Raw genomic sequence first — 14108 nt, forward strand, 5'->3', positions numbered from 1 at the left:
TCGCCCTCTGCGCGCTGACAGGCGGCTGGCCCGGACTCATCGGCATCGCCGTGACCGCCACCCTCCTGACCGCCTACGCCGCCACCCGCCTGTAATAGCCCAACCGGCCAGTTGAGCGCGCCCTCGCCGAGCATCAGCAGCCGACGTCTGCCAGCACGGCCTGGCCGAGCATCTGTCAGCCGTGACGCGCTGAGCATGCCCCTCGTTGAACTGGTCATCGCGTCATGAACATCCGTCCCCGTGCGGATACGCGAGCAGGGACCCGAGCACGCCCGGTCATGAGCTTGGGCCCTGACCGAGCGCCCGTCCTCCATCCCAGGGTCGGCGCGGGGTCTGTCAAACGAGCGGTGTAACTGGGGTTGTTGAGGGCTATTGACGGGCTGCGGAGAGGCGGCCGTCGAAGGCGTTCGGTGCGGTCTTCCCGCGCATGGTCCAGCGAGCCTGGCCCTTTCCGGTGGGATCGAGCGACATGATCGCCATGTAGACGCACTTCAACGCGGCCTGCTCGTTGGGGAAGTGACCGCGGGCTTTGACCGCCCGACGGATCCTGGCGTTGACGGACTCGATGGCGTTGGTGGTGCAGACGATCCGGCGGATCTCGGTGTCGAAGCGGAGGAACGGGGTGAACTCTTCCCAGGCGTTCTCCCAGAGTTTCACGATCGCCGGATACCTCCTGCCCCAGCGTCGGCGAACTCGGCGAACCGCTCCAGGGCGGCTTCCTCGGTCGGCGCCGTGTAGACGGGCTTGAGAAGGCGGGCGATCTTGTCCCAGTCCTGGCGGGCGGCATAGCGGAAGGAGTTCCGCAGCAGGTGGACCACGCAGGTCTGCACGATCGTCTTCGGCCAGACGGCCTCCACCGCCTCGGGCAGGCCCTTGAGCCCGTCGCAGACGAGCATCAGATCGTCGTTGACACCGCGGTTCTTGATTTAGGTGAGGATGTGCATCCAGTGCTTGGCGCCCTCACCGCCGTCGCCGGCCCACAGCCCCAGGATCTCCCGCCGGGCCTCAACGGTGGCGGCCAGAGCCACATAGAGGGGCCGATTGGCCACCGCGCCGTCACGGATCTTCACGTTGATCGCGTCGATGAAGACCACCGGATAGACGGCGTCGAGGGGTCGGCTCTGCCATTGGGCCATGCCCTCGAGGACCTTGTCGGTGATGGTGGATATGGTCTGGCGGGAGACGTCGGCGCCAGAGACCTCGGCCAGGTGAGCTCGGACCTCACCGGTGGTCAGGCCCTTCGCCGGCCAGCGAGATGACTATCTCGTCGACGCCGGTGAGGCGCGTCTGCCGCTTCTTGACGATCTTCGGTTGGAAGGAGCCGTCGCGGTCGCGAGGCACGGTTATCTCCACCGGACCGACGTCGGTCAGGACGGTCTTGGAGCGTTTGCCGTTGCGGGAGTTGCCGCTTCCCGGCCGCATCGTGCTTGTCATAGCCGAGGTGGTCGGTGATCTCGCCTTCCAGGGCTGACTCCAGCAGCCGCTTGGTCAGTTGCTCAACAGCTCGCCCTCGCCAGTCAGCTGCAGGCCCTCGGCCTGGGCGCGGCCCACCAGCTCGTCGATCAACCGGTCGTCCACAGCCTTCGCCGACGCAGCCTTCGTAGGCTCGACGGTCCCAGACTCGCACACGTTCTCACTGGTCATCGATGCGTCTTCCATGATCGGGAGTTACACCGAACGTCTTACAGTCCCGGATACAGACGTACCACTCATACAGCTGAGCAACAGCAGGTCACAACCAAGATCAATCAGCCTGCGCGATAGGTACGCCACACCATTTGTTTAGCGCCTTCGTGAACTCTTGTTGTTCGGCCTTCCTGGAAACGCTGCAACCAGCCGCGAGTGACTCCTTTTGATCCTGTCGGTGAGCGTGTGCACGCTGACCGCGACCTGGCCAGAGTGGTGCGCTCGGGGATCAGCACGGACAGGGTGACCCGCCGGTCCGAACGGATGGCGCGGGAAGAGCGGTTCCCCCGATTCAAAGCGGCTTTTGCTCATAGCACTCCCATTTCTTCCTGTCGGCAGTCATCCGGGCTACCGCGTCGCGGGACTGGTATCGCCAGTTGCACACCAGCGTTGGATCAATATTCGTACGGCACACCCAGCCGCGCGGCGGGGTGGGGACTGCATCAACCATTGGAGCCATCGGATACATCTGTTGACAGTATTCCGGCAGATTGTCGACGCCCTGCTTCGTATTGCGTCCGGCAGCGGTGTGGCACATACCGGAATTCGGATCGTTGCTGACCTTGGAGAACTTCATTGAGTCCCCCTCCCTGTTCCATCGCTTATCACAGGCATCCCCAAGGTCGATTCTGGATTCACAGCCCATGCCCTTGGCCCCAGCAAAGTTGTACGAGGTGCAGTAGCCGCTCAGGTCAACGCCGCCTAGTCTCTCTACCTCACCAGTCCTATTGGCAACTAGGTACCCTCCGAGCATGAGCCCAGTGGAGATTCCCCCAGCCACGGCAAACATCAAGAGTGCCTTCCACCACTTCTTCCCCATGGCCCACTTAGGCCACTTAATCTTTTCCCCATCGACGAGGACAGTGACGATTGACGCCACGGCGCCAATCAACCCTCCCACGATGCCCACTAACGTTCCGACATAACCCAACACACCGAAAACCCCTCGCGATACACCAGCCGCCCGATGCGACACGACCTACAGTTTTGGGATGAAATCCTTACAGCGTCAAGCCATCAACTCAAAGTGCCTGCTTTCGATCCCGTCTGCACAACTCGGTATCCGAACAGCGCATTTTTGGACGGTAAAGGGCCGAGCAGGTACAAGGTGAGTTACGTGCAGCGCGTCGGACACGGTTCAGGGATCAGTCCGGCGCTTTTACGAATCCGGTCGCAAACGAGTTGTCCCGTAATCCCATGAGGCTGAGGTTCATGCTGCGTCAGGCTGGGCGTCCCGACCACGAGGCGCGGCCACCGCTCTTGGCGCTGGTGTGGTCTGGCCGGCTGACCACTGAGGTCTTTCAGCGTTGCCGCTCCAGAGTGAGCACGGCCGCAGAGATTGACGACATTCGATTCGGACTGCACCGGGACTTGCGGAAGATCCGCCAGGACTTCAGTCGTGCGACGCCACGTTCAACCGGCGCCCGTGCCGTGGCCAGCGCTCGGCTGATGGTTTGCTGGGTCGGGGTGAGGTCACGGCCCGGCGGGCGTCTGAGGGGTGTTGTCACCCATGGGCCGGCTCCCATATAGGCGCGGTCGGCGAGGATCGGGACGCCCTGGCGTTCACAGATCCGGATGATCCGGTGGGCGCGGGCCGCAGTGAGATCGTGCGCGCGGCCGGGCATCGTCGGCGAGATCCACAGCAGCCGTCCGGCGGGGTCGGTCACCACCTGCACGTTCACCCCGTGTCGGCGGTGCTTGCGGGAGTAGTCGGCCCGGCTGTCGCCGACCCGGTCGCACTCGGCAAGGGTGCCGTCGAGCAGGACGTAGTCCGGGTCCGTCTCGCGCAGAGCACGCAGCAGGCCGGGAGCCCGGTCGGCGAGCAGGTCAACGACGGCTGTCGTGTAGGCGTGGGCGGTGCCGACGAGATGCCGAACCCAGCAGCGAGCTGGGCGAGGGTGTCATGCCGGCGCAGGTACACCAGGCCGACCAGGGCACGCTGGTGCGGTGGGAGCTTGCAGCGGCGGTCACCCTCGCGGGTAACGATGAGCATGGTGACCCACTCGACCAGGGCGTGAGGCAGGTCGAGTGCGGCAGAGTACGGAACCAACGCGGCTCCTGTGCCTGTGAATTGAAACTTCGAACACCCCCCAACGGCACGGGAGCCTCGTGCGTTGCGCAGGGGCTCACTGACACCAAGTCGCTCCGACAATCGGCCGCCGACGCGGGCATGACGATCACCACGCGAGTGGTGAAGACTGGATAGATGCGACCTCACGCCCCAGGCGGACTCCTGTTCGTAGCGCTCGGTCTCATCCTTGTCGCCGCCGGCTACCTCTGGAGAGGACGCGTCCTGCGTCCCCTCTCGGCGAAACGCGCCCAAGCAGCCGTGAGCCGGGATCGTTCCAGAAACCTGCTGCGCTCTGCGGACATGGCAATCGCCGGAGCGCGTCGACGCGCTACACACGGCGAACCGGCCATCGTCACGGTCGGAGACGTGACCAGGGTGGCGCGCCAGCACTACGGGTACCGCTTTGTGGAACGCGAAGAAGCAGCTGCCGCCCTCCGGCAGCGCTATGAGGCTGCCGACTGCCGGGTGGACTGCATGACCGACGCTTTCAACTGACTGCCTCCCCGGCAAGTGCTTGACGCCAGAGGCGCCGGAGCTGTCACCTGATAGATGGTCACGCTGAAAATGCTCACTGATTTGTCCCGTCCGCTGAGTGGCAACTGGGTTCTGCGGAGGTCAGTGTGAACGCCTGGACAACGACTCTTTGGACAGGCCTGCCGCTCACCTATGACGGCGAGCAGTTCACGATTGCGGAGATCGAGGGCCGCCGCATCCTCCTTCAGCAGATGTCGGCAGAGGGACGCCCTACGTGGCGGCAGGTCGACCTGTCGGTGCTGCTGGCGCACCCCTTTACCGAGTTCCTGGTGGAGACCTCGCCTGCGGAACCGGCAGCCGCCGCGTTGCTGGGCGGTCTCAGTAGTGCGGAGGACGACGCGCTCACCGTTCGGTTCCGGCATGTGCAGGAAGTTCGCTTCGGCTATCAACTGGGTTCTCCCGGGCTGGCTTTGGAGGGTGAGCCACGACCGGACTATGCGCCAGGGATGCCCTTGATGCACCGGTACAGAGCAAAGGCCGCCGAGCTCGGAGTCGACTCAGCGACGGTCCGCCGATGGGTGTCCACGGTCGAGGGGGGCGGGCCAGCCGGGCTGTGAGCAAGCACCAGCCCAAAAGCGTGCTGGATCGGGGGGGATCCGCGCTGGTTGGAGATGGCACGCACGGTGATCGGGGGCCTGGAGAAGTCCGGCCGCCCGGTTCGTGGCCTGGTGCTGATGGAGATCGAAGAACGGGTGGCCAAGAGTACGGCCGTGATGTGGTGAGCGTTCCAAAGCAGACCACAGACTATGCGCTGCTGAAGGAGCTCAGCCGGGGGACCAACGCGTTCGAGGGCAGCACGAAGGGGAAGCGGTCGATCGCGAACCGCCCGCAGGGGGTCTTCGGCAGACTGCGGGCGACGCGGCCGGGTGAGTACATCGTGCTGGACACCAACAGCCTGGATGTCTTCGCAATGGAGCCTGTGACCTGCCGGTGGGTGCAGTGCGAACTCACCGTCGCCATGGACCTCTACAGCAAGGTGATCACCGGGTTGCGTCTGACACCGGTATCGACGAAGTCGACCGACGTGGCCGGTGTCCTGTTCGAGACGATTCGACCGCGGGGGGTGTCGCCCGCCGGAACGGGCGAGCCGCTTCCGTACTGCGGGGTTCCTTCCACGGTGGTGTTCGACGCGGAGAAGCTGGTGGACGCGCACGGCCAGCCGCTGCTGCCCGCAGTCGCGGCGGAGACGATCATCTACGACCACGGCAAGATCTACGTCTCGAACCACATCGCGAGCGTCAGCGCGAAGCTCGACATCTCCCTGCAGCCGGCTCGCCCCTATACGCCGACCGACAAGCCGGTGGAGCGGTGGTTCAAAACGTTGAAACAAGGGCTTTTGGCGGCACTTCCCGGCTACAAAGGGCCGGACGTGCACAGCCGGGGAGAGAAGGTGGAGGACGAGGCGTACTTCTTCCTGGACGAGCTTGAGATGATCATCCGCGAGTGGATCACTTTGATCTATCACAGGCGGCACCGCAGAGGGCTGACGGTCCCGGAGGTCCCGGGTCTGAAGCTGAGCCCGCTGGGCATGTTCGAGCACGGTGTGAACCGGGCGGGGCCCTTGCGGATCCCGTCCAGTGGTGACCCATCCACCACTACGGGGTGGAGATCAACGGGCTCCGCTACAACGGGGACGGGCTCGACGACTACCGCAATCAGATCAGCCCGCACCGCGGCGAACATGCCGGCAAGTGGCCGGTCGCGGTGGACCGCGCCGACATCAGGAAGATCTACTTCCAGGATCCGAAGCAGCCACACCTGTGGCACACCCTGGACTGGGAACATGCGCCGACATTGAACGGGCCGGCCAGCTTGGAGGCGTTGAAGTACGCGCGCCGGATCGCGGCCAAGACACATCGTTTCCCGGACACCAATCGCGCCCTGATCGAGTTGCTGGAACGCTAGGGCGCCGGGCTGACCGAGGACCGGACCGAGCGGCGCATGGCGGTGCGCTTGTCGCAGGACCGTCTGCGGCTGGTCGGCGAAGACACCCCGAAGACAATGAGATCGCCGAGCTTCCCTCCGTGCGCCGTCTGGCAGCGTTCAGTTCGCCGGACGCAGGAGCGGGCCAGGAGGTCCCACCGGATCTGCAGGTGGTCGCGTCTGCGGATGAGGACCTGGGCGGGGACGATGACGAGGACGAGGAGTGCGAGGCAGTCCCGGCAGGCGAGGAGACCGCCGTCCTCGTCGATGATGATGAGTACTACGCCGACGTCTGGAACAGCCGTTGAGTACGGCGGACGGCATCGAGCCGTTCGAGGGCGATGACCGCCAGTACACCCCCACCCGGCTTCCGGAGGTCAACGGCCCGGCCCGCATCCAGCCTCCGCAGTTCACACGGGCCCAGCTCGCCGATCTCTCGCGGCGGGATCTGCTGGTGCACGACGACAACCGGGAGGTCTGGCACGCCAAATCGGCCAGCGAACTACAACTGAAGGGACTGAGCCCGATTCTCATGGCCTGGTTCTTCGTTGTACCAGGTGTGACGGGTTGGGCCGAGCGGTAGGTACCAGACAAGTCATGGGGTGATGTTCTGGCAGGTGATGCCGACGACGAGAGTAAGGCTGCGCGGGGCCTGCGGCGAGCCGTGTGACCGTAGGGGTGCGCAGCGGTCGTACGGCGAGGGCGAACCCCCGGATCACGCGAGAACTGCACATGGATCACGAGGAGCGTGCGTACGGCAGTGACTGATTCCTCTGCTCTCCAGCGGTTGAGTTTCGGGTACGAAGACGCCGAAAGGGACATCGCTGGTGGGCTTTTGCGCGAGAGCTTCATACGCACGGTGGCCTACGAGGCGACCGTGTCCGGCAGGAAGATGCTGATCATTGGCAGAAAGGGAACGGGGAAGAGCGCGATCTGCATGCAGATCGCGGCGGGCCATACGCAGTTAGACGGCACAATCCTCATCACCCCCGATGACGCGGTAGGCAACCAGATATGCCGCTTCGAACTGCAGGGCCTGACCGGCGACACCGCAAGATCCCTCGTCTGGCGATACATATGCGCTGTGCACGCAGCCCGATACCTCGTCACGCGGGCCGGCAGAGGGCGGGGCAGGCTCAGAGACCACAAGACGATCAGGGCGCTGCGGCGTTTCCTGAAGGCCAACGGTGAACTGTCGAACCAGGACCCCGGCGGGCCGCTCGCACAGATGGTCCGCGGCCTCCAGACGACCTCACTCTCCCTCGAGGCGTTCGGGATCAGGACGGGCGTGGACATGGGCCTGGCGCCGTCCGAGGGCGCTCAGGCGACTCGTCAGCTGGAGGTCGTTGAGCAAGGCGTCGCCGATGCCTTTGCGGAGCTCGACTGGGCAGCTCGGCATCCGCCCCTGCTTCTCCTGGTCGATCAGCTCGAACAGGTCTGGTCATCGGAATCCGACGCCCACTCGATGATCATCGGCCTGCTCCTGGCCGCCAAACACATCACAGCCCACTACGGCGGCGCGATGCGCTGTCTCGCTTTCCTCCGCTCCGACATCTACGACTCCCTCTCGTTCCCAGACGGCGACAAGTTCCGCGGCGACGAACTGCGCCTCCACTGGTCGGACGACTCCCTCATGGAACTGGCGCTCTCCAGGGCACGTGCCTCGGTCGGCGCCGAGCTGACCCCCGGCCAGTTGTGGACCGGGCTGTTTCCCGAACATGTCGGGGGAGAAACGACGACGGCGTTTCTGCTGCGGCGAGTGCTCCCCCGGCCGCGTGATGTGATCCAGTACCTCAACCTCTCGCGTGACACGGCCGTTCAGAACGGTCACGACCGGATCCACGAACATGACGTACTGCTGGCGAGTCGGCAGTTCTCCGAGTGGAAACTCAAGGATCTGGCCCAGGAATACCTGGTTGCGTACCCGTACCTCGAACGCCTTTTCCCGCTGTTCCAGAACATGGGGTACGTCGTCATGCGGAACGTCCTGGCCAGCCGGTTGGAGCAGACGGCTGCCACATTGCACCCTCAATTTCCGGCGTACGCGCACTCCCTCACGCTTCCCGGCGTCATCGACACCCTGTACTCGGTCGGCTTCATGGGAGTCCGCCGCGGAAACGACGTGGTCTACGCAGGAGGCCCCGACCTGGCCGTCCAGCCGTACGAGACGGAGTTCCACGTCCATCCGTGCTTCCGGTCGGCGTTGGGCGCAACGAGCGCGGTGGACATACACGCGTACACACCCCTGGTCATCAGCGCGATCGAGACGCAGGTCGCCGGCGGATATCTCCTCGACTCAACGGTCAGGGCGCCTCGCGCCGGCCGTGAACACCGTCTGCTGCAGGATCTGACCCGCTCCTGCCGGACGATTCTCAACCAGATCGGCCGTGCCGTGGACATGCCGAGGGAGACGCGGAATGACATCGCCACCCAGGTGAGCCGGATCGTGAGCGACACGCAGGAGGCGACGGACGCCCTGGATGAGGGCCGCGCGATCAACGTCAGCGACCACGTCATCGCGGCAGCGACCTATCTTGAGGCGCTCGCGGCACAGATCAGGGCAAGCGGAATGAACGGTATGACCGGCGCCGACAGTGTGAGCGCCGGGATCGCGGACGAGGCACGGCGGCTGACCGCAGCCGTCGGCGGATCTTCGGGGGGCTCCGGTGCCAGTGGATAAGCGGCCGGTGGCGGGACCAGCGGGGTCCTGGCACATCGGTGACCGAATCGCCGACACGTACGAGATCCGTGCTGTCCTGGGCGAGGGCGGCATGGGTGTCGTCTATCGGGTCAGACATTTAGGCTGGGACACCGACCTCGCCGTGAAGTCCCCTCTCGCCCCCGGGATGCGCGACGGCGCCTCCCGTGAACAGTTCATAAGAGAGGCCGAGACCTGGGTGGGGTTCGGCCCGCACCCCCATGTGTGCACCTGTCACTACGTCCGCACCCTGGACGGTGTTCCCCGGCTCTTCGTCGAATACCTGGACGCGGGAAGCCTGGCGCAGTGGATCGCGGACGGCCGCCTCTATCAGGGCTCGTCGGGCGACGTCATGGCCCGTGTGCTGGACATCGCGATCCAGGCCGCCTGGGGCCTGATCCACGCCCATGGCCAAGGGGTGGTCCACCAAGATGTCAAGCCCGCCAACATCCTGCTCGACAGCGCGGGGAGCGTGAAGATCACTGATTTCGGGCTGGCCCGCGCGCAGCCGCCCGTCGACCCGAGTACCGCGCCCGCCAACGGCGGCGGGGTCCCGGTGGGTACGCACCACACCCTCCGGGTGTCCTACGGGGGCATGACACGGGCCTATGCCTCTCCCGAGCAGTACGCGCGCTCCGCGGTCGGCCGCCGCAGCGATGTGTGGAGCTTCGCCGTGAGTGTGCTCGAAATGATCGTCGGCGGCATCACCTGGGGCGCGGGGCCCGCAGCTGGCGCCGTGCTCGCCGCGCTCCGGGCCGACGGGTTCCGCGCGAGGGCGGCGGGGGTCGAGGTGCCGGCGGCCCTCGACGATCTGCTGGCCCGGTGTCTCCGCCCGGACCCCGCGGCACGACCGGACATGGCCCAGGTGGCCGGCGAACTGACAGACCTGTACGCCGCGATCGCCGGGGACCGCTACCCGCGGTCGTTGCCGCGACCCGGGGACCTGCGTGCCGACGAGTACAACAATCGGGCGCTCTCGCTCCTGGACCTCGGCCGAGCCGACGAGGCCCTGGCGCTCCTCCAGGAAGCCAGCGTGGCCGACCCGCAGCATCCTGAAGCGATCTACAACCGCGGGCTGCTCCTATGGCGCTCCGGCGCCACGACCGACGAGCAGGTGATCAACGAATTGGAGATCGCGAACGAGAACAGCATCACCCCATACCGCGCCGGGCACCTGCTCGCCCGCGTCCACCTCGAACGCGGCGACGCCGACTCCGCCGCCGCCCTCATCGAGCCACCCGGTGAATCCTCCCGGCCGCCGTCGGAGACGGAAGACCTCCGCCGGCAGCTCGCCGCCGTAAGGGGGTCCGGTGAGGGTGTCACGGGCTCCATCGGGCTCATCGGCCGCATCGAGAGCGACGGCCCCGTGGAGCTGACAGCGGACAGCCGTCACGCGTGGTCGGCCTCACGGGACGAAAAGCACACCGTGACGGTCTGGGAACTCCCCACCGGCAGACAGCTCTGCAGCCTTGCCGGCCACACCGACACGGTCTACTGCCTTGCCCTGACATCGGACGGGCGTCAGGCACTGACCAGCAGCAGGGACGGGACGGTCCGTGTCTGGGACGTGTCGGACGGACACTGCCTCCGTGTTCTCACCGGCCACGCCCACAAGCAAGGCACGGACCACAGCAGTATCCTGACGGTCGGACACCCTGTCCGCATCACCGAAGACGCCCCGGACGAGCACCTGGACAACAGGACTGTCTTCTCGGTCAGCCCGGTCCCCGGCCGCCGCACCATGCTCTCCGCCGGGGCGGATGACACCGTACGCGAATGGGATCCGGCAACCGGTTCCTGCATACGGGTGCTGACGCTGAACAACGAGGACGCGCCGCCGCTCCCCGCTGATTTCGTGCCCTTCGGCTTCGTCACCGCCAGCAAACACGAGCTGTGCGTCACCGCCGACCGTCGCTTCATCCTCTGCTCGCGCGGCGCGCTGATCTGGCTCTGGGAGTACGCAACCGGCGACGTCGTCCACGTCCTCGCTGGACACACGAACAGCGTGACATCGCTCTGCGCGACCCCCGACGGGCGGTATGCGCTGTCGGCCAGCACCGACGCGACCATACGCGTCTGGGATCTGACGACCGGCCGTGCGATCCGTACGCTCTCCGGTCACGGCAGCCAGGTGTCGTCCGTGCGCGCGGTGTCCGACGGAGAGCACGCGATCAGCCACGACCACGCGGCCCGGGTGTGGCAGATCGCCACGGGACGCTGTGTCCGCTCCCTCACTCCCGCCTCATCGGTGGGACTGACCCCCGACGGCCGTCATCTGCTGCACCTCACCCCGTCCGGAGAGGTGCACGGCACGGAATGGCGAGCCGGTGCCCCTGGCTCGTTCCAGGTCTCTCGTCCCCGCGATCCCGGAGACCTGCTGGGAGCAGATGGAGACGTGGCCGCACTGGTCGAGCAGGCGCTCCACGCGAAAGCCGGAGGTGACATCCCCAGGGCTCTCTCGCTGCTCCGGGAAGCCAGGCAGAAACCCGGATACGAGCGCGCATCGCATGTCACCGACGCTTGGCACCGGCTCTATGACCACTGTGCGCGTGTCGGTCTCAGAACCGTTCATCCGAAGGCGGTGTTCAGGGGGTTCCTGACGCGGGTGAAATCCGTGGCCATCACCCCTGACGGGGCCTATGCAGCCTTCGGAACCAACGAGGGGATTCAGCTCTGGGATCTGTCGAGCCGGAGTGCGGTACGCGTTTTCACGGAGGAGCCGGGCTTATTTGAGTCGGTCTGTGTCACACCCGACGGCTCACACGTTGCGGCGACGCGCCATCGGGATGTCTCCGTGTGGAACACACATTCCGGAGAGCTTCAGCACGCGTTGCCACACCCGACCAGCATCGAGCTGATCCACGTCATGCCGGACGGGCAGCGTCTGGTGTCCAGCGATTTCGATCGAACCGTGCGGGTGTGGAATCTGTCCACGGGGCAGTGCGAGAAATCCTTCTCGATTTCGTCCCACCAGGCGGACTTCCACTGGGGCCGGGTGCTGTGCGTGACGCCCGACGGACGGCATGCCGTGACCACACACAACGACGGCACGCTGCGGCTGTGGGAACTGTCGACCGGGTGGTGCGTGCGCGTCCTCGGCCGTGGTACCGACCACGTCCGGTCCGGCTGCGCAACCGGCGACGGTCGCCATGTCGTGACCGCCGACGGCGACGGAGCGCTCCGAGTCTGGGATCTGCTCACCGGCACCTGTACACAGACGCTCACCGGGCACACCGGCATGATCTATTCGGTGAGCGCCACCGCCGACGACCGCCATATCCTGTCCGCCGGCGACGACGGCACCGTCCGCGTCTGGGACCTGGCGACCGGTCGCTGCATACGCACGCTCACGGGGCACACCGACGGGGTCAACTCGGTGAGCATCACCCCGGACGGAAACCGCGCCGTCACCAGTAGCTGGGACGGCACCGTGCGGGTTTGGGAACTCGACTGGGATCTCAGGACACGAGACCTGAAGGACTGGAGGAAGGAAATCGAGCCCTGTCTCGGCGCCTTTCTCGCCCGATGCACAGAGCAGCACGGGGAGACGCCTTCACGCGGTGCCCGCCGGCCTTTCAGCTCGAAGAGGATCCATGAGGTCTGGACCGACCGGGACTTCGAACTGCTGTGGCGCCGACTGACCGACTCGGGATACCGCGGCCTGCGCAAAGAAGGCGTGCACAGCAAGCTTCAGCATCTGATGCAGGCGACCAGCGCTGTGGACCCTAGGCGCCTCCGGCCGGGCGACGTCAAACCCTATCAGGCGGTGATCCTTTCGAACCTTGCACAGGAGCACGCCGCAACCAAGAGGCTTGCGGCGGCGGTCGAGGCCAATGAACAGGCGCTCGGCATCTGGCGGCACATCAGTGCCACTGCCCCGGAGGCAAGCCGACATGACCTGGTCGTATGCCTCCAGCAGCACGCCATCTGGCTGGCGAAGCTCCGACGGCTGAACGAGGCACTGGAGAGCAACAAAGAAGCCGTCCGACACTGCCGAGGCGTCGCGGAGCCCCATCGGTCAGAACGCCTCTCCCAACTCATGTACAACCGCTACGTGTTCCTCTGCCAGGCAAAACGCCGAGAGGAGACCCAGGAGTGGCTGGGGACGATTCGCCACGAGTTCGCTGCGAGCACGTCTGCCACCTATCTCCCGGAGGTGAAATACCCCGTCGACCCGACGGACCGCGCACGTCTCCGTCAGGACATGTCCACCGTGCGGAACCTGATCTCCCACTACGAGAACCTGCCGACCGACAACCAGCACCGTCTCCCCGGCCGTGTCGTTTCTCTCTGCACTCATGCTCGGCTACTCCTGCACGCCGGTGAGCGGAACCAGGCAGAAGCCTCCTTGAACCAGGCTCTTTTGCGCTGGGCACTGTGGATGAGACAGAACAAAGGTGATCAGTGCGCTCCTCTGGCCATCGGGGCGGAGCTGCTGGACCTCGCGGAACTGCTCGGGACCCGGATGGTGACAAGAAGCCTCCGCCGCGGCATGAAGCTCCCTCAGCGCTGAAGGACATCCAGCGGCCGGACACCGGGACACCTCACCGCTGAAGTCCTCCCCGAAGTCCGACACACGGCGAACGACTTCAAGAAGGAACCAACGTCCAACGCCAGCGTCGTTCTCCAACACCTCAACCGCTGGACGGCGTACTCACCGCACCCTCAAGGAGCCTGCCGTGCCCGACGACACTCCCCCCTTCTCTGCGACTCGGTCCAGCAGCCCGAGAGCACCCCCGGCCGACTGCGTCGCCAGATCGAGTTCATCATCGAGGTTGGCCTTGTTCACGACGTTGAGCAGCGATTGTTCACGAGATTGGGAGGCACCTGGAGGCCGTCGAGATTCGAACGAGCCCAGCCGCCCGAGCCGAGGGCGGACGCCGCGTCCATGTCGACGGCGCGATTCTCGGCCGTGCCTTGGGCTCCGGTGATCACCTGGTGTATCGACACAGGGCTGGCCTGAGCCCCTGACAGCGCGGGACATGAGCGCAGCAGTGCGGGCCGCCCCCCCGTTACCTTTTTCGTGGCTCCGCAATGGGGCTCCTGGCCTTCGGGTCCGGCATGACTTCCCCCCCTTGTTGTTCATGATCCGGGGGGTGGTGTCACCGGCCCCGGAGGCATCGACGGACCGCTGATGAGGGGCTTGAGCGCCGGCTTCACCCGAACCGGAAGAGCTCTCCGTAACGTGGATGTGGC

At 65.7% G+C, this 14108-nt stretch carries 7 protein-coding genes and 2 pseudogenes; 6 read left to right on the top strand and 3 right to left on the bottom strand.

What is annotated here, in order from left to right:
- Positions 1-369: 369 nt before the first annotated feature.
- From ABTZ58_RS38920 to ABTZ58_RS38930, 3 genes and pseudogenes are all read right to left on the bottom strand, one after another.
- Positions 370-1644, bottom strand: a pseudogene (locus ABTZ58_RS38920) (IS256 family transposase).
- 334 nt (positions 1645-1978) lie between these two features.
- Positions 1979-2263: a hypothetical protein gene (locus ABTZ58_RS38925; RefSeq protein WP_351367873.1), complete on the bottom strand. Its 285-nt coding sequence runs from the start codon at positions 2261-2263 to the stop codon at positions 1979-1981.
- Between the two features lie 724 nt (positions 2264-2987).
- A pseudogene (locus ABTZ58_RS38930) lies at positions 2988-3736 on the bottom strand (transposase).
- Positions 3737-4377: 641 nt separating this feature from the next.
- Between ABTZ58_RS38930 and ABTZ58_RS38935 the strand changes: the two are divergent.
- The 6 genes from ABTZ58_RS38935 (at position 4378) to ABTZ58_RS38960 (ending at position 13425) form a co-directional block, all read left to right on the top strand.
- Positions 4378-4848 (top strand): helix-turn-helix domain-containing protein, encoded by a 471-nt coding sequence (locus tag ABTZ58_RS38935; RefSeq protein ID WP_351367876.1) that lies wholly within the window; start codon positions 4378-4380, stop codon positions 4846-4848.
- A 161-nt stretch (positions 4849-5009) separates the two neighbouring features.
- A complete protein-coding gene (locus ABTZ58_RS38940; protein WP_351367879.1) occupies positions 5010-6089 on the top strand; it encodes a hypothetical protein in 1080 nt (359 codons plus the stop codon).
- A 226-nt stretch (positions 6090-6315) separates the two neighbouring features.
- Positions 6316-6522 (top strand): hypothetical protein, encoded by a 207-nt coding sequence (locus ABTZ58_RS38945; RefSeq protein WP_351367881.1) that lies wholly within the window; start codon positions 6316-6318, stop codon positions 6520-6522.
- Complete coding sequence (locus ABTZ58_RS38950) at positions 6519-6797, top strand: hypothetical protein (RefSeq protein ID WP_351367884.1); 279 nt, start codon at positions 6519-6521, stop codon at positions 6795-6797. Before ABTZ58_RS38945 ends, ABTZ58_RS38950 begins: the two co-directional genes overlap by 4 nt.
- Before the next feature lie 165 nt (positions 6798-6962).
- Positions 6963-8894, top strand: coding sequence for a P-loop ATPase, Sll1717 family (locus ABTZ58_RS38955; RefSeq protein ID WP_351367887.1), 1932 nt, complete (start codon positions 6963-6965; stop codon positions 8892-8894).
- Positions 8895-8901: 7 nt separating this feature from the next.
- On the top strand, positions 8902-13425 hold the full coding sequence (locus tag ABTZ58_RS38960; protein ID WP_351367889.1) for a protein kinase domain-containing protein: 4524 nt from the start codon (positions 8902-8904) through the stop codon (positions 13423-13425).
- Positions 13426-14108 lie beyond the last annotated feature (683 nt).

It is taken from the genome of Streptomyces sp. NPDC094143 (assembly GCF_040303825.1).
GTDB lineage: Bacteria > Actinomycetota > Actinomycetes > Streptomycetales > Streptomycetaceae > Streptomyces.

What these genes read in the sequence shown, in the direction of transcription:
- ABTZ58_RS38925 (WP_351367873.1), bottom strand. Translation starts at nt 2,263, where the DNA reads ATGAAGTTCTCCAAGGTCAGCAACGATCCGAATTCCGGTATGTGCCAC.